Raw genomic sequence first — 15,986 nt, 5'->3', positions numbered from 1 at the left:
CCAAAATCACTTTATCTTTTATTCGAGAGCTATTCACTGCTGATCCGCGTTCATTAAAAAATATCAAAGATTTTACTCTACTAAAGTTGAGGCGCTGGATAGACTTAGATAAATTAGGAAGATTGCTGGAACCGTAGGAATAATGAAAAAGATAAATTTTAAAACGAAGACCTTTTTGCGAGGAATATAATCTGATAAAAATGCGGTGAAAAATTTCTAAAATCTAATTAAAACTCTAAATAGAGTGCATTGTTAAGCACTCTATTTAGAATCTGTACATTTTAATGTTACCGAATAAAAACTAAAACCACTCCATATCCCTTACTTTTGTCGAACTCTTTGATGACTCTCATGACCTGCCACCTTTGTTTAGGAGATACCGTTTTTGTAGCAATTCCGTTGTTATGCGCTTGAATAAAGTCTCCGGCTTCTACTGTGCTGTCGCATCTTACATAAACCTGTCCTACAAGGCCCACAACATTCCATTCATCCCTCTCTTCCCTAGAGGCATAGTTCTTATCTGGCTTATAATCAGGGTTTTCCATAGGCGCCATGACGATTTGGCCATTGGCATCTTTCTGTTTTTCATAAATATACCCGCCAAAATCATTCTTCAGGTATCTTCCAGACCAATGGAAGCTTGACTCACCAAGTATCACACCAGCTGTTTCAGAAATAACTCCAAGCATAAAGTCACCTTTTTTTGCAGGTCTAATTTTATCACCCTCCAAAGTAACTAGGGTTCCTGCCGGAATTTTTTCACCGCTTAGGCTCTCAAAATATTCAGCGTAATCCGAGAACGTTTGGGAACTTTTTATGCTTCCTGAAGCCTTAATCGTTCCATCTTTTGCATGAAATTCTATTTTTCTGTTTGATGAGGATGGTGTGCTCCCACTTGCCCATCCTAGAGCAACTGAGTCTGAGTTCGGATTGATCGTATTATATGAGGCTATCACAGAAGATTGAGCAGCCCCAGTTGCTCTGCTTCGAACAGATCCTGCTACAAAATTATTATTTCCAGTAGCGTGGGAATCACGAGAGCCAATAATCCCGCTTCCTTTATGTTTAAACAAAAAGTACGGCGTCACAACGCCGCCAATCTTAAAATCTGTTTCGTAGCCTGAAAAGTCACAATTAGAAACATTAAGATCAGGGTCAACAGAAAAAATCCCAACTGTACCACTGTTATTTTTAGGCGATCTTTGCCCCCATACATTACTAACTACAGACTCGTACATACCGCTCCCAAAAACAACACCCTTTTCGGCTGAATCGATCAATGTCACACCATCAATCATTACCTTACCGACAGAATTGTCGCCACCTACAATATAAAGATCGTTATCAGCAGTTTTAAATCCTCGAATCGTTATATTCTTTAAATTGATTAGACGCCCTTTATAATACACGCTTACGACTGAATTTCCCTTATAGTTAATGGAGGAATCATCGCATATAGCATGAAAATTAACCACATTGACGCCATCGTAACCTGAAATTTGCAATGCATTCGGCCCTGCCCCTTTGTACAAATCACTCGGCTTAGGGTTATATGCGATACAGTTAGCCAGCTGAACGTCATGAGCTGATGCTGATTGAGGATCACTTGCTGTGTGGTGTCCTATATGCCGAATGCAAAAACTAATTGCATTTTCATAGGCACGGCAGTTCACAAGTTGAACTCTTTTTGCAGCCGGAGCATAATCATGAGCTTTAATTTCAAATCCTCGAACTCCTCCAATTGCGATGCAGCTATCAACCATTACATCCTGAGAGCCATCATCGATTTCAAAACAGTTTGTATTTGAAGACCCATCATTTAACCCCATCGGATGGTAAGAAAGACAATGACTGAAAGTCGTATGCTTTCCAAAGTGACATGTGAAATTATCATCGCCAGAGCCTGTTGCTTCGCAATATGAGAAGGTTACAAAGTTGCAGCCACCAGGCTGATAAAAGGTAGGATCATCATTTTCTCCGTGTCTGTTATAATTAGGGCTTGTAGCATCAAACCCGTGAAGGCCGGCATTTTTTGCAAAAACATGCTCTACAAAAGAGTAATCCACATTTGCAAAAAGCAAGCAGCTTGAAGTGGGCCCCTTAGGGATCTTCCATCCAGCAGGACGCGTATCTTTATTCCAGTCCAGTGTCAAATGTCCAATGTAGATATTTTCATTACCATTTGTATGATCACTATTGGTGAGTACAGAGTGACCAACTGGCGTATCGTCTAATAACTTGATGATGGTCCTTTTTTTACCCGCTCCAACCAGCATTGTATTCGAAGGAACGAGCAAGCCAGATATCCTAAATACGCCTGCAGGGACTTTTATGAGATAACCGCCTTCGGCCATCGCATCATGAAATGCTTGCGTATCATCTGTGACCCCGTCTCCTTTAGCTCCATAATCCATTACGTTTCGTTCATCAAGGTACTCAAATCTGTTCTCATACATTTTGAGTCTTTCATTTAAGTTTTCAAAAGTTGTTATTCCATTACTTAATGCAATCCCAATCTTACTATCAATCGTTTCGAAATTCTCGGCAAGCTTGGAATCAATTTCAATACTTTCAGTGCTTTCAGGTTTGTAAAGACCTAAAAACGTTGTATAATTTTCCATTTTTACTCCCCCTATTTGTTTCAGTTTTTAAGAAACATAACATCCCTTGCACTTATAAGTGGCAAACGTATGACAAACAAAAATGCGCTGTCTTTAAACAGCGCAAGATAAAATAATTTTGACTATTCATTCAGTAATTTTTCCACACGCTCCCGCATCTGCGGTACGCTTAATCCGATAATTACCTGAAACGCCTTCCCGTTCCTGACAACGCCGTGTGCGCCAAGCGCGCGGAATACGCTGTCGGGTTCAACCTTTGTTTCATCCTTGACACTGACTCTGAGGCGGGTGGCGCAGTTTGTGACTTCAGTGATGTTGTCTTTTCCGCCCAGCGCTTCAATATACAGAAAAGCGGTGTCATCAGCCGTTTCAGCAGCGGAGGCCGTTTCATCCTTGTTTTTTCTTTCTCTGTATTCCTTTTTCGAATATAGCTTTGTTTCCTGCTGTTCATCCTTTTCCCGTCCTGGTGTAGCGATATTGAATTTGAGGATTAAAAATCTGAAGACGAAAAAATAAATTGCTGTAAACGAGAGCCCGATCAAAATTTGATACACATATGTCATACCGTGGCTGCCAAAGAGCGGAATCCAGTTCAAGGTTACCGCCTCAATCAGTCCGCCTCCCATATTTCCGACGACGCCGGCCATATACATAACTGTCGACATTGTGGCGGCAAGCACGGCGTGAACCGCAAATAAGAAAGGTGAAATGAATAAGAACGTAAACTCAATTGGCTCTGTAATACCGGCGACAATCGCTGTCAGTGTGACAGGAATCAGCAGCCCTGCGACGAGTTTTTTCTTTTCCTTTTTGGCTGTCACATAAAAAGCCAGGGCGATACCCGGAATACCGAAGATTTTCGAGTTGCCGTGAAGCGCGAATCCGCCTTGCGGAAAGAGCTCCTTCAGCGGTTTGGCGCTTTGCGAATATTCGCCAAGATGCTGTGCCCAATACGTGACGATCCCGCCTTCCGCTACAGCCGGGCCATAAATAAACGGCGTGTAAATAAAGTGATGAAGGCCGGTCGGAATTAAAATCCGTTCCAAAAACGTGTATATCCAAACGCCCATCGCCCCAGAAGCAACCAGGAAGCTTTGAAGCGAGCCGATTCCCGATTGAACCATCGGCCAAATATAAGACACAGCCAAGGCAATTGGGATCATAATAAAGAAGGAAATCATCACGATATATGTTGAGCCTTGAAAGATGCCGAGAAAATCGGGCAGTTTTTTATCAAAATAGCGATTATGCAAAAAGACGACAATCGAAGAAATAAAGATGGCTCCGATAATGTTGGTATCGAGCGTTTTTATGCCCGCAATCATCGTTAACCCGCTCGTTCCGCCTACCTCTTGATTCATGTCGACGCCAAATGCTCCTCCCCATACCGTCAATATCGCGCTGACAAAATAGTTGAATGTCAGGTAGACAGTAAGCGCTTCCAAACAAGCGCGTGCCTGAGCTTTCTTCGCCAAAGCAACCGGGATGCCAATGGCGAATAAGAGCGGCATTTGGTTAAAAACAGTCCAGCCGCCCTGCTCAATAATATACCAGCACTGATACCAAAAACCGTCGGGATCGGCGAGCGGGCCCATGAGGGTTTTATTTTTAAAGAGCGTGCTGATACCGACGATAATGCCGGCGAACGCGAATAATAAAACAGGCACAAACATCGCGCTTCCAAAGCGCTGAATTTTTTGCATCATACCAGAACCCCCTGCTACTCATTGTCATTTTTTTCTGCCTCTTTGTAATCAACATATGCGCGGAACAATGCTTCGCCAACGAGAAAAAACGGTGCAAAAGCGACAATTTCCGTTTTATCGCTTAATGTCACAGGTTTGCTTGTCGCATAAAGATTATGCGGAGTCAGCTGGGCGAGGACATTGTTTTTTAAATTCGTAATGGAAATAAAGGGAATACCCTTTGCAGAAAGCATTCTTGCCTGAGGAATCAGCTCCGGTGTTTCTCCGGAAAGAGAAATGATGATAAACAGATCGTTTACTTTAAAATCATCGCGCATCAAATTAAATTCATTTGTGTCTTCAATTAAAATAAGATAGCGATGGCGCGGAATAAACATTCTTTGCAGGTCGCGGGCGCATATCTTTTGCGCATTTCCAGAACCGTAGACGAAAATGCGGTCAGCTTCATCAATCAGCTGGCACATGTCCGTCATGTCCTTTGTCCTTAAGAACTTCAAATTTGCTTCAATATCATCAAGCAGCTTTTCAAAACTCATACTCTCGCCTTCTTCCGGCTGATCTTCCCACTTTAAAAAGACGCGAAATTCACTGTAGCCACTGAAACCGAGCTTTTGGGCAAGCCGTAAAATTGAGGAACGCGATACACTGCAAGCTTTGGCCAGCGCGTCGATTCCAAGGTGATAGCATGTGTGCTTATGATTCAATATATATTTTAAAATATGAAAATCGTTGTCATTCAATTTGCTGTAGTGCTGATTGATCAGTTCTTCGAGCTGCATATCAGATCCCCCCATTTTCTTTCTATTATATACAATTACAGATTCGAAAATGGGGGAATTTCAGTTATGATATACGGGTCGGGCTTTGATCAAGCTCAGGCCAGAAGTCTTTGTTGGCCTCCATTAAATCCTCAAGAATGAGTCTTGCCACACGCGCGTTCGGCACTGTTTTTGACAAAATTAGCGCCTGCCACAGCTTTTGGAACGATTTCTCCGCCCACGCTTCAACAGTCAGCTTCTCAACGGATACCTGCTGCTCCATAAGCCCTTTTTGGAATTGCGGAATGGTGCCGACGGTAATCGGTTCAGGCCCATTTGAGCCGACAATGCATGGCACCTCGACCATCGCAGTCGGGTCAAAGTTCGCAATTGCGCCGTTATTTTCAACGATCAACAGCATTCTTTCACCTGTGTTGTAGGCAATCGCCCGGGCAAGATCAACGATATATGATGCGTGGTCATCGATTTTGATTTCGCTGTTTTCTGTGGACTGCTCACGTGTAATCATGTCACATTGGCTGAAAATAAAAGCTTCGCGCCCTTCCATCACTTCATTTGCCCGCGTATGATTCGGATTTGATTTTTTCACCATATCATCCGGGAACAAATAATATTGCAAATACGTATTCGGCAGTGTATCAGGATCTGCGGCCTGCACGTCACGCGCTTTGGCGAATGTGTCATTCCAGCTCGCTTCCACCGCTTCAGCCTCTGTTTTCGGAATATAGCCGTATTGAGATACATGCTCCTTCAGCTTCGGCATTAAATCGTTGCCCTCTTGATCCTGAATTGATGTCCACCAGCCGAAGTGATTTAATCCGTAATAGCGGACCTTCATTTCTTTTCTTGAGGATAAGCCAAGAATTTGCGCCATCCGGTCTTCGATCCCAACCGGCATATCACAGATATTGAGAATTTTAGAATTCGGTCTAAGGCGTCTCGTAGCTTCAGCCACAATTGCCGCCGGATTGGAATAATTGAGCATCCACGCATCAGGCGAGTATTTTTCCATGTAATCTAATATTTCAAGCACACCGCCGATCGAACGCATACCGTATGCGATCCCGCCCGGCCCGCACGTCTCCTGGCCGACAACTCCGTACTTTAACGGAATTTGCTCATCAAGCGCACGCATCGCGTATTTCCCTACTCTGATGTGCGCCATAACAAAATCGACATCTGTAAAAGCTTCTTCCGGGTCAGTCGTCGCTGCAAATTCAATATCCGGCGCTTTTTCTCTGATAAAAACGTCACAGGCGCCTGCAATTCGATCCTGTCTCTCCTTATCATTATCATACAGCTTCAGCTTTCTGATCGGAAACTCCTCCAAATGGTCCAAGAGCATGAGTACGATCCCTGGAGTGAAAGTGCTCCCTCCGCCCGCTATTACGATTGAGAACGATTTTTTCTTCATATGACGACCTCCTCGATAACGTTTACAATTCCATTTATACCATGAGATAGCCCGTCCCGTAACACGTTTGGCGCACTTAGGTCATTTGATCAACTTTAGTGTTTTTTCCCATAGAGCGGGAAATTTCTCATTTGCCTTATGTCTGAGGAATTTGTTTTTTTTACCTTTTTTGTAATCTTAAAGTCTCACCAACTGTGAATTTTAAGTGAATATACGCCCTTCCAATTCTTATGAAAAGGTTCTTTTGTACGATTCGGATACATGCCGAATTATTTATAATCATTTATATAAAACATCCAATTGTGCGTGAATTTAGAAAAGGCAGGGGACAAAAGTTGGACTCATATAAAGTCATTGAGCTGGCAAACAAGTACAGTGCGGCCGCAGAAGAGGTCAGAAGCTCCAAAATGCTGCTTGAATCCCGGTTATCTGCAATGGGAGATGCTTGGCAGGGCAAAGCAAGAGATTCGTTTGACCAGGATTTCGAGGAAACGAAAGCCGCCTACGATCAATTCGAACAGGAGCTGCTTGAAACAAGCCAAGAGCTGAAGGCTGCCGCTGTCAAAATAGAAGAACGAAAAGCTGAAATTGCCAGAATGGAAGAACTGGAGCGTAAAGCAAGAGAGGAAAGACATAAACTCGGGAGGTGAACGGTGTGTCAGGAAACATTGCAGTTGATCCGGATAAGCTCGAACAGCTTGCAAATGATGTTGTCACTGAATTAACTGATATGGAAAACAAATATAAGGACCTGCATGTGGAGCTGGGGCAGATGATTTTGCAATGCGATCCCCGCTACAGCAGCTGTTTTTCTGGAGTGGGCGATGCGTGGAGCTCAGGAAAGGCGCTCGTCACCAAGCTGAGTGACAATGAGATTTTCATCAGAAAAACGGGCGATAAATTTGTGGAACAAGATGATATTTTGCGAAAGCTCTACAATGCCTACGACAAATACGGTACGATGACAAGCTTAACCGCCCTTATGCTGACGCAGGGAAAATATTACGGATTAGGGCTTACGAAATTTGTGAAACAGCCAAGCGGCTTGCATACAGCCCAGCACTCAAAACTGCTCTTGGATATTTCTAGGGCCGTTGACAGCTCACGTTATCAAAAAGCGGCAAGAGTGCTTTTGAATCCTAAATATTTGTTAAAAAAGACCAACCGTCCATTTTCAGATTTGGTACATAAAAAGTTTACAAAATACTTTCCTCAGGACACGGTGGATTTTTCAAACAGCGTCAGAAGCTACACAAAAGGATTTCTTAATGAAGCCGGCGTACGCTCCACTTTGAAGGATGTGGGAAAAACGGGCTTGAGATTCGCGAAAGGAAATGCCATTACCGCCACACTGATTACCGGAGCGACCGAAACATTCGGAGCAGGCGTGAAAATTGCTGAAAATTATGCAAAATACCAGGACAAACCCGAAGTTCTCAAGCGTGAAAACGCCAAGGCCGTCGGGAATGCTGTGAATAATACGATTTTTGTTGCCGGCGGTGCCACAGCTGGTGCTGTTGTGGGCGGTGCAATTGGAAGCTTTGCAGGACCTGTGGGTACTGTCCTTCTTGGGGCAGCAGGTTCATACATTGGCGGAGTCGTCGGAGAACAAATCGCCAAATATACAGCCGGTTTTGCCGAAAAAGCAGCCTTAAAGCTGAAAGAACCGATCCATGCTGTCGTTGATACAGCCAAAAAAGGACTGGAATCAGCCGGCAAAGTCGTCAAATCAGTGAATGACGGCATAGATGCGGCGAATAAAACGATACATAAAGGGATAGACAGTGCGAAAAAAGGAATGGAAAAAGCAAAGAAAACAGCGGATTCGCTCATACACGGCGCAACCCATTTCCTTAAAGGGAAATTTTCATTTGGATAGGAGAATAAACAATGAAGCAGTTTACAATCAGTATAGAAGAACTCTTGTTTTGTTTTTACAGCGAAGGGTTTTTCGAACAGGGAATGGCCTTAAAACAAGCCTATTTTCCCGAAATAGAAGATGAACAGCTCGGCGCTTTGTTCGAAGCAGCTTGCCGCTCACTCTTAGCTAAGGATGCAGCGGAATATCGGAACCATCAATATCGGTTAAAGGACGAGTACTGTCCGTTTATCCATGTATTAAACGACGCTGACTATACAGTGAAGCTTTCTAAATTTAACGGGCAAGGCGCCGAACAGAATGTGTCCTGCCATGTATCAAAATTCGGCACCTACTCTCACGAACTCCTTTTTGATGAACAAGTCCATCGCATTACAAAAATGGAATCAAGTGAAGGGTTACTTGCTAAGACAGATGAGTTTTTACATATAATAGATACAGAGGATAAAAGAGAATCGATTGTGACATTGACATCAAATGAATTTGAAAAACTCTTGGAGGGCGCTTCAGACAACCCTTCATATCTAAAAGAGTTCCTTGAAAAACATGACCACCAAGAGGACGTTACCCGATTTGCAAATGATCTGGCTTTGCGGAAAGGGAAAATGGATACACTTATGCGTCTGGCATATGGCAAAGATAACACTCCTGAAGTGGCTGACATGGCATTCGTCCTGCCGGGGGCCCACCATACTTGGCTTGTCACAGGCATCACCCAGAATGAATTTTCTATCCTCCCTGCTCATAAGGATGTTGTAAATCAAATCATTTCAAAATGATAAGAATTGAATTAACAAAAGGAGAAAAGCATTGAAAAACCAAGAAATCATTGAAGTCAAAAGCAAAATGTTCCTGAGAATATGGGCTTTTGTCGGATCTGCCGGTATGGGATTAGCATGTTTGTGGCTCTTTTATATGGGTATTACGTTTCAAACGAAATATTACCTATTAGCCATACCTGCTGGCTTTCTGTTCACCTTGTTTTGTTTATATTTATTTATCATCTTCTTTCCGGCTTTCACCCCGCGGGGAAATACCATTTTCCGCATCAAGACAGGAAAAAATGGAGAAGTGTTCACTGACAAAGTGTCTGTTACGTTTACTGATATCAAGAAAATTGAGATGAGCCGCCATAAATTTAGTCTAAAAGGAATCTTCCAAGAAGATATATTGATCCAAACCGTTGATCAGAAGACCATTCGCATTCCCACTTGGAACATCATTCCGAATCCGTTGTTTTTCGAAGCGGTTGAACGCTATATCCTTCCCCATTTGAGTGAAGAGGCGAAAAGCAATTGGATCGGACAGTTTACAGAGGTTCAGCGAAAAGCGTATTTGAAGGAATTTGAGAATCATCCGAAGCTTTAAAAGCTCTCCTCCTCTATAATGAAAGATAAATGCAAATTGAGGAGTGCTCATGATGCTGATTACCATTCTTTTATTTCTCGCGGCAGGGCTTGCTGAAATTGGCGGCGGATATCTGGTTTGGCTATGGCTGAGAGAGGCAAAGCCAGCCGGCTACGGAATCGCCGGGGCGCTGATCCTCATTGTATACGGCATTCTTCCGACGTTTCAGTCCTTCCCATCTTTCGGCCGTGTATACGCCGCTTATGGCGGAGTATTCATCGTGCTTGCGGTCCTGTGGGGATGGCTTGTTGACCGGAAAACACCTGATCTGTATGACTGGATCGGCGCATTCATTTGTCTCATCGGTGTCTGTGTTATTTTATTTGCGCCGCGCGGATAACAAAATGGCCTGCTTATGAAGCGGGCCATTTTTGTTTAATCCTCTTTTAAGCTGTTCAGCTGCACTTCATGCTCCTCTTGCGGTTCGTCAAGCGGATAAATTCTTGCTGTTCCGTTTTCTTCATTCACGTGCTGAATGTATATAGGAACGCCGTTGTATGTTACTTTTTTCATGTCGGGAGATTCTACAATTTCTTTCGCCCTTTGAATATTCATCGTAACACCCTCCTTCAATACATAACGTTTCCATTTCCTGAAGGAAGTATGCTTTATGATTCAGCGGACAAGTTGAATTTTTTCAGGCGTTTGTAGAAAGTGCTTCGGGGGATCCCGCTGATTTTTGCGGCTTGAGAGACGTTTCCTTTTGCAGATTCAAGCGCTTTGATCATCATATCCTTTTGGATTTGCTCACGAAAAGTAAGCACGCCGGCAGCAGCCGGCTTTTTTTCTGCAGAGCTGGCCGGCAATCCAGCGGCTTCCAGTAAAGCGGGAAGCGATTCATCCCTCAGCCGGCCGTCCGGAAATCTGATAGAAAGACGTTCAAACACATTAAACAGCTCGCGGATATTCCCCGGCCACTTCCATTGCTTCAGCACATTACAAAAATCAGAAGGAAGTTCGCCTGGCCAATGATTCTTCTGTTTGTAGTACTCAAAGAGATCCGGGATATCCTCGGTGCGATCGCGTAATGGAGGGAGTTCAATTGGATAGACATGAAGACGGTAAAACAAGTCCTCTCTGATTTTTCCGTTTTCGGCAAGCTCGCGTAAATCACAATGTGTGGCGGCAATAACTCTGATATCAACCGGAATTTCTTTCGTCCCGCCGATTGGCGTTATCTTGCGTTCCTGAAGCACCCGTAAAAGTGCAACCTGCATCGAGTGGGAAATTTCTCCGATTTCATCTAAAAATAATGTGCCTTGATTCGCTTTTTGAAAGGCGCCTTTATAGCCATTTCGTTTCGCTCCCGTAAAAGCGCCCTCTGCATAGCCGAACAGTTCGCTTTCAATCAAATCAGACGGAATCGCTCCGCAATTGACAGCAACAAACGGACCGTGCCGTCTCTCACTGTTCTCATGAAGCGCGCGAGCCGCGACTTCCTTTCCCGTACCAGTTTCGCCCGACAAACAGACCGTTGCATCTGCCGCAGCTGCACGTTCAAGGTTCATCAGCATCGCTTGCGATCGGCCGCTTTTCCCGATCACTCCATTGAATCGGAACACCTTCTTTTTCTTTTGTTCCGAAAGATAAAAACAAGTGCTGCCATCTCCTATGGTGACAGCTTTTTCGATTGAGTAGCCCCGTTCCTTCAACTCATACAGGTGCCGGCCCTGCCAATCAGGCATTGAGGTTCGAATCGGTGTGCTCGCACTGATGATGTGCTGCTTGTTATTGCATAGCACCATCGGCACACTGGATGCAGCCCTCTCTCCAAAACGGCTGATCAGCTCGAGCTCTTTCTCACGGCTTTTAGCTGCGAGTTCCCGTTCAGCTGCATAGGCGATCGCAGTGGCAATACCGAGCATATGAGGATGATCGCCTGCCGCCGGACACGATATGTCAATCACACCCGCAAGGCTGCCATCCTCATGGTGAATCGGAGCGGCTGAACAGTTCCAAAGATGGGAAGCAATGGAGTAATGCTCTGATCCTTGTATCGCAACCGGCTCGCTGATGTGGAGCGCCGTGCCAATCGCATTTGTTCCGACAGCCGTTTCCGTCCAGCATGCCCCTTCGACAAAGTTGATGCGTTTGGCTTCATAGAGCGCGCGGGGATGGCCGTCCAATGCCAGAACAACACCGTCTGAATCAATTAGCAGCGCCATCATTTCCATTTCTTTTATGGCAGGCAGCAGTTTTTCGAGGTAAGGCTTTGCGGTCGTCAAGAAGAATGAATGTTTTTTTGACTGCTGATCCAGCTCCGTTTGCTGTAAAACCTTCGGGCCTTTTTCTAAATAAGGATTGACCTCAGCTTTTTTGCAGCGATGCCATGACTCTGCAATCCGTTTTCTTAATCGGGCTTCGTCAAGCACACCGTCTTTCACAAAACGTTTCCAGGTTTGCAAATCGTTTGGGACCGAATTCATTTCCTTGATCGCTCCTCCCTTACACGCCGTTTTCATCTATTGTAGGGGAAAAATAAAGCGCTTTCAACAATAAAAAAGCAGGCGCCTTATATCCATGCGCCTGCTTTTTCCTTTATTATGCATGTACCGCAAGGCCGATCGTGCTTAACAGCGCCTCATGCAATGTTTCCGATAAAGTCGGATGCGCGGCGATAAAATGCTCCGCCATATCTGCCGTCATCTCACCATTCATGATCGCTGCCGCTTGGCCGATGAGCTCGGTTACGTCCGGGCCAATCATCGAGACACCTACGATTTCGCCGAATTCCGGTTCAGCCACGAACTTGACCTTTCCTTCCGCTTGCTGTTTAATGAGTGCCTTGCCGTTTGCGGAAAAAGGAAATTCGCCAATTTTCACATCGCCGTATATGCTTCTTGCCTGACGTTCTGTCATTCCGATACACGCGATTTCCGGGGACGTATAGATGCAGCGCGGCACATGTTTCTCATTGATTTTGACATCCCTTCCGGAAGCATGAGAAGCAGCGATGATGCCCTCATGAAAAGCGGCATGCGCCAGCTGAATGCCCCCTATAGCATCTCCGCACGCGTAAATATGAGGCACGTTCGTTTGCATGTGCCCATTCACCGGAATGCCCTTTGGAGAAAAATCAACTTCGGCCTGTTCAAGCTGTAATCCGTCAAGACGGGGTTTTCTGCCGATAGCCACCAGCACATAATCGGCCTTCGTTTTAAACTCTCGCTGACCGCTTTTCCATATTGCCGTTTTGGCCGTCCGATCCACCCGCTCTAATCTGGATGAGGTATGCACTTCGACACCGTCTTCCTCAAGTTTCTCCTGAAAAAGACGGGCAATATCTTCGTCTTCAGCCTGGATCAGCTGGTCCGCTGTTTCAATGATGGTCACCTTCGATCCCAATCTGGAGAACAGCCCTGCATACTCACACCCGATGACACCGCCGCCGACAATGACTAGTGAAGACGGAATCTCGGAAAGAGAAAGCGCGTCTTTGCTGTCGAGGATCCATTCGCCGTCAAACGGGGCGAAAGGCAGCTCGATTGGCTCTGATCCGGAGGCAATCAATACTTGGTCCGCCTCTCTGATTTCTTTTCCTTTTTCTCCTTCGATTAAGAGCTTTCTTTCAGAAAGAAAGGAGGCTGTTCCCTTTACAACCTGTATTTGATTTTTCTTCATTAGGTACTGAACGCCTTGGACAAGCTGACTGACAACCTGTTGTTTTCGGCTTTGCATTTTACTCCAATCGACTGATATCGCACCTGCCGGAAGTTCGATCCCAAAGCTGTCGGCATGCTTGATTTTATCAAGAACGTTTGCGCTTTCTAACAAAGACTTTGTCGGGATGCAGCCTTCATTCAGGCAGGTCCCCCCAAGCTTGCCTTTGTCAATAAGCAGCACGTTTCTGCCCTGCTGTGCCGCGGAAACCGCAGCCGCATAGCCTGCAGGTCCGCCGCCGATAATGGCTAATGTCATGTCGTTTTCACCTGCTTTTCCTATAAAATTAATGCTGCGGGTTCTTCCAAATATGTTTTCATCGCCTTCAGGAATGCAGCGGCAGGGGCGCCGTCACACGCTCTGTGATCAAATGTCAGGCTGAGTGGCAGGATCGTGCTTCTGACGATCTCCTCCCCTTGATACACCGGCGTGTCATAGCTTGCTCCGATGCCGAGAATGCCTGTTTCCGGCGGATTTAGTATCGGTGTGAAATGCTCAACTCCAAACGCGCCAAGGTTTGTAATGGAGAAAGTAGATCCTTGCAGTTCTTCGCTTCCCGCACGTCCCTCGCGTGCTTTTTTGGCATTTTCTGAGATAGATTGAGCCAGTTCTATCAGCGATAGCTTTTCAGCATGGCGGATGACAGGCACCACTAAGCCATTTTCCAAGGCTACAGCCATACCAAGGTGCACATGGGGATGTGTGATGATGCGCTCATTTTGATAAAAGCTGTTCAGCACAGGGTGAGCTTGCAGAGCGAGAACGGCGGCTCTTGAGATAAAATGAGTGATCGTCAGTTTTGTGCCGTATCTCTCTTCCGCAGTTGGTGAAAGCTGTTTTTGAAGAGTGGCAAGCTTGGTGATATCAGCTTTCATCGTGATCGTCAGCTGCGCGCTGTTTGCCAGGCTTTCCTGCATTCGGGTAGCGATGACCTTTCTCATGCCTGTCACCGGGATTTCCTGCGCTTTCTGCTCCGACACAGGCTTTGCCTGATCTTTTTTCTGTTCAGCAAGAGCCTTTGTTACGTCATCCTTCACGATTCGTCCGCCTGGTCCAGTTCCTTTCAGTTGTTTTAGGTCTAATCCTGCTTTTTCTGCTATTTTCCTGGCGACTGGAGATATTTTCATTCGATCTTTTTTGGAGGCTGCGGGTTTGTTTTCTTGTTTGACGGGCTGAACGGCTTGCGGCATATTGTCTTCAGCAACAGGCGCGCTCGCCTCTTCCTGCACCGACTCATTGGCGTCCCCGATATAGCAGATCGCTGTGCCGGGCGGAACCTCTTCTCCCTCTTTCACTTTGATATCGATCAGCGTTCCTTTTTCAGGCGCTTCGATCTCCATTTCAATTTTCTCCGATTGAATGCTGGCAATGCTTTCTCCCTTTTCAACCGGGTCGCCTACTTTTTTATTCCATATCGATACTTCCCCTTGTTTCATGGCCATTCCCAATTTTGGCATCACTACTTTTACCGCCATTTGTGTTCCCCCTTTAATTCATTGCCGGCTCGCCAAGCAATTCAAGCGTGACGCTGACAATTTTATCTGGTGTCGGCAAATATTGATCTTCAAGCACTGGTGAAAACGGAACCGGTGTATGCGGCGCTGTAATCCGTTTAATCGGCGCATCAAGCAAATCAAAGCCCTTGTCAGCGACAAGCGCAGCAATATCCGTGGCAATGCTGCATCGCGGATTGGCTTCATCAATGATGATCAGACGATTTGTTTTTTCTAACGATGTGAAAATCGCATCCTCATCCAGAGGGGACAGACTGCGCGGATCAAGGACCTCGGCTTCGATGCCCCTCTCTGAAAGCTGTGCAGCCGCTTCAAGCGCAGTATTGACCTGCTTGCCGACTGCAAAGAGCGTAACATCATTGCCCTCGCGTTTGATATCCGCTTTTCCGAGGGGAATTGTATAATAATCTTCCGGCACCTCGCCCTTCATGTTGTAGGACGTTTTGTCTTCAAAGAAGAACACCGGATCATTATCTTCTATTGCTGCAAGCAGAAGACCTTTGGCATCATACGGATTGGATGGAACAACCGTCTTCAGTCCAGGGATGCTCGTGAAAAGGCCATACAGCGCTTGTGAATGCTGGGCAGCGGCCCGGAACCCTGCTCCGTATGTGGTGCGGACGGTAATCGGCACTTGCGCTTTTCCGCCGAACATATAACGGAATTTTGCCCCTTGGTTGATCACCTGATCAAAGCAAGTGCCGATAAAATCGTTAAACATCAGCTCGGCAATCGGTCTCAAACCGGTTGATGCCGCAGCCATAGCCGCACCCATATAACCCGCCTCAGAAATTGGAGTGTCCAGCACTCTTGTACGCCCGAATTCCTGTACGAGTCCCTTCGTGACCCCTAATACACCGCCCCATGCTTCATCATCCTGCAAATGATCGACCGCCGCTCCCCCGGCGACATCCTCACCGATCAAAAGCACATCTTCGTCTCTTCTCATCGCAAGCTTCATTGCTTCATTGATCGCGTCTGACATGCTTATGACTCTCGCCATCTC

14 protein-coding genes are annotated in these 15,986 nt (G+C 45.6%); 5 read left to right on the top strand and 9 right to left on the bottom strand.

The features are described from left to right. Nucleotides 1–287: 287 nt before the first annotated feature. The 4 genes from NSQ12_RS04405 to glvA form a co-directional block, all read right to left on the bottom strand. Nucleotides 288–2,621 carry a peptidase G2 autoproteolytic cleavage domain-containing protein gene (locus NSQ12_RS04405; protein WP_339176027.1) on the bottom strand — a complete coding sequence of 778 codons (2,334 nt, stop codon included), beginning with the start codon at nt 2,619–2,621 and terminating at the stop codon, nt 288–290. 122 nt (nt 2,622–2,743) lie between these two features. After that, on the bottom strand, nt 2,744–4,327 hold the full coding sequence (gene malP, locus NSQ12_RS04400; protein ID WP_339176025.1) for a PTS maltose transporter subunit IIBC: 1,584 nt from the start codon (nt 4,325–4,327) through the stop codon (nt 2,744–2,746). A 14-nt stretch (nt 4,328–4,341) separates the two neighbouring features. Further along, the gene (glvR, locus tag NSQ12_RS04395; protein ID WP_029726859.1) at nt 4,342–5,106 is read right to left on the bottom strand and encodes a MurR/RpiR family transcriptional regulator GlvR; all 765 of its coding nucleotides are present in this window, start codon (nt 5,104–5,106) and stop codon (nt 4,342–4,344) included. A gap of 64 nt (nt 5,107–5,170) precedes the next feature. Then, nucleotides 5,171–6,520, bottom strand: coding sequence for a maltose-6'-phosphate glucosidase (gene glvA / locus NSQ12_RS04390; RefSeq protein ID WP_014476180.1), 1,350 nt, complete (start codon nt 6,518–6,520; stop codon nt 5,171–5,173). A gap of 335 nt (nt 6,521–6,855) precedes the next feature. Here glvA and NSQ12_RS04385 point away from each other — a divergent pair, with 335 nt between their 5' ends. The 5 genes from NSQ12_RS04385 to NSQ12_RS04365 are packed head-to-tail and all read left to right on the top strand — an operon-like array spanning nt 6,856 to nt 10,146. Then, entirely contained in the window at nt 6,856–7,170 is a 315-nt protein-coding gene (locus NSQ12_RS04385; protein ID WP_042978114.1) for a WXG100 family type VII secretion target, read from the top strand. A 5-nt stretch (nt 7,171–7,175) separates the two neighbouring features. Beyond that, nucleotides 7,176–8,399 (top strand): hypothetical protein, encoded by a 1,224-nt coding sequence (locus tag NSQ12_RS04380; RefSeq protein WP_032723008.1) that lies wholly within the window; start codon nt 7,176–7,178, stop codon nt 8,397–8,399. Between the two features lie 11 nt (nt 8,400–8,410). Further along, a complete protein-coding gene (locus NSQ12_RS04375; RefSeq protein ID WP_003243767.1) occupies nt 8,411–9,178 on the top strand; it encodes a hypothetical protein in 768 nt (255 codons plus the stop codon). Between the two features lie 31 nt (nt 9,179–9,209). After that, on the top strand, nt 9,210–9,767 hold the full coding sequence (locus tag NSQ12_RS04370; protein ID WP_339176020.1) for a YfjD family protein: 558 nt from the start codon (nt 9,210–9,212) through the stop codon (nt 9,765–9,767). Nucleotides 9,768–9,816: 49 nt separating this feature from the next. After that, nucleotides 9,817–10,146, top strand: coding sequence for a YnfA family protein (locus NSQ12_RS04365; RefSeq protein WP_010886445.1), 330 nt, complete (start codon nt 9,817–9,819; stop codon nt 10,144–10,146). Between the two features lie 35 nt (nt 10,147–10,181). Here NSQ12_RS04365 and NSQ12_RS04360 read toward each other — a convergent pair whose 3' ends face one another. The 5 genes from NSQ12_RS04360 to acoB form a co-directional block, all read right to left on the bottom strand. Further along, complete coding sequence (locus NSQ12_RS04360; RefSeq protein WP_064671914.1) at nt 10,182–10,361, bottom strand: small acid-soluble spore protein H; 180 nt, start codon at nt 10,359–10,361, stop codon at nt 10,182–10,184. A 53-nt stretch (nt 10,362–10,414) separates the two neighbouring features. After that, nucleotides 10,415–12,232, bottom strand: a complete 1,818-nt coding sequence (acoR, locus tag NSQ12_RS04355; protein ID WP_339176017.1) for an acetoin dehydrogenase operon transcriptional activator AcoR — start codon at nt 12,230–12,232, stop codon at nt 10,415–10,417. A 115-nt stretch (nt 12,233–12,347) separates the two neighbouring features. Next, a complete protein-coding gene (acoL, locus tag NSQ12_RS04350; RefSeq protein ID WP_339176015.1) occupies nt 12,348–13,724 on the bottom strand; it encodes an acetoin dehydrogenase complex dihydrolipoyl dehydrogenase in 1,377 nt (458 codons plus the stop codon). Between the two features lie 20 nt (nt 13,725–13,744). Continuing rightward, nucleotides 13,745–14,941 (bottom strand): acetoin dehydrogenase complex dihydrolipoyllysine-residue acetyltransferase, encoded by a 1,197-nt coding sequence (gene acoC, locus NSQ12_RS04345; protein WP_015252544.1) that lies wholly within the window; start codon nt 14,939–14,941, stop codon nt 13,745–13,747. A gap of 13 nt (nt 14,942–14,954) precedes the next feature. Continuing rightward, entirely contained in the window at nt 14,955–15,983 is a 1,029-nt protein-coding gene (gene acoB, locus NSQ12_RS04340; protein ID WP_339176012.1) for an acetoin:2,6-dichlorophenolindophenol oxidoreductase subunit beta, read from the bottom strand. Between the last annotated feature and the right edge of the window lie 3 nt (nt 15,984–15,986).

This window comes from Bacillus sp. PS95, from assembly GCF_037963565.1.
Classification (GTDB): Bacteria; Bacillota; Bacilli; order Bacillales; family Bacillaceae; genus Bacillus; species Bacillus subtilis.
Note: the sequence above shows the minus strand (reverse complement) of the source record. Positions and strands in the feature narration are given on the sequence as shown.

What these genes read in the sequence shown, in the direction of transcription:
- acoC (WP_015252544.1), bottom strand. Translation starts at nt 14,941, where the DNA reads ATGGCGGTAAAAGTAGTGATGCCAAAATTGGGAATGGCCATGAAACAA.
- acoB (WP_339176012.1), bottom strand. Translation starts at nt 15,983, where the DNA reads ATGGCGAGAGTCATAAGCATGTCAGACGCGATCAATGAAGCAATGAAG.
- NSQ12_RS04405 (WP_339176027.1), bottom strand. Translation starts at nt 2,621, where the DNA reads ATGGAAAATTATACAACGTTTTTAGGTCTTTACAAACCTGAAAGCACT.
- acoR (WP_339176017.1), bottom strand. Translation starts at nt 12,232, where the DNA reads ATGAATTCGGTCCCAAACGATTTGCAAACCTGGAAACGTTTTGTGAAA.
- glvR (WP_029726859.1), bottom strand. Translation starts at nt 5,106, where the DNA reads ATGCAGCTCGAAGAACTGATCAATCAGCACTACAGCAAATTGAATGAC.
- NSQ12_RS04375 (WP_003243767.1), top strand. Translation starts at nt 8,411, where the DNA reads ATGAAGCAGTTTACAATCAGTATAGAAGAACTCTTGTTTTGTTTTTAC.
- NSQ12_RS04360 (WP_064671914.1), bottom strand. Translation starts at nt 10,361, where the DNA reads ATGAATATTCAAAGGGCGAAAGAAATTGTAGAATCTCCCGACATGAAA.
- NSQ12_RS04365 (WP_010886445.1), top strand. Translation starts at nt 9,817, where the DNA reads ATGATGCTGATTACCATTCTTTTATTTCTCGCGGCAGGGCTTGCTGAA.
- malP (WP_339176025.1), bottom strand. Translation starts at nt 4,327, where the DNA reads ATGATGCAAAAAATTCAGCGCTTTGGAAGCGCGATGTTTGTGCCTGTT.
- glvA (WP_014476180.1), bottom strand. Translation starts at nt 6,520, where the DNA reads ATGAAGAAAAAATCGTTCTCAATCGTAATAGCGGGCGGAGGGAGCACT.
- acoL (WP_339176015.1), bottom strand. Translation starts at nt 13,724, where the DNA reads ATGACATTAGCCATTATCGGCGGCGGACCTGCAGGCTATGCGGCTGCG.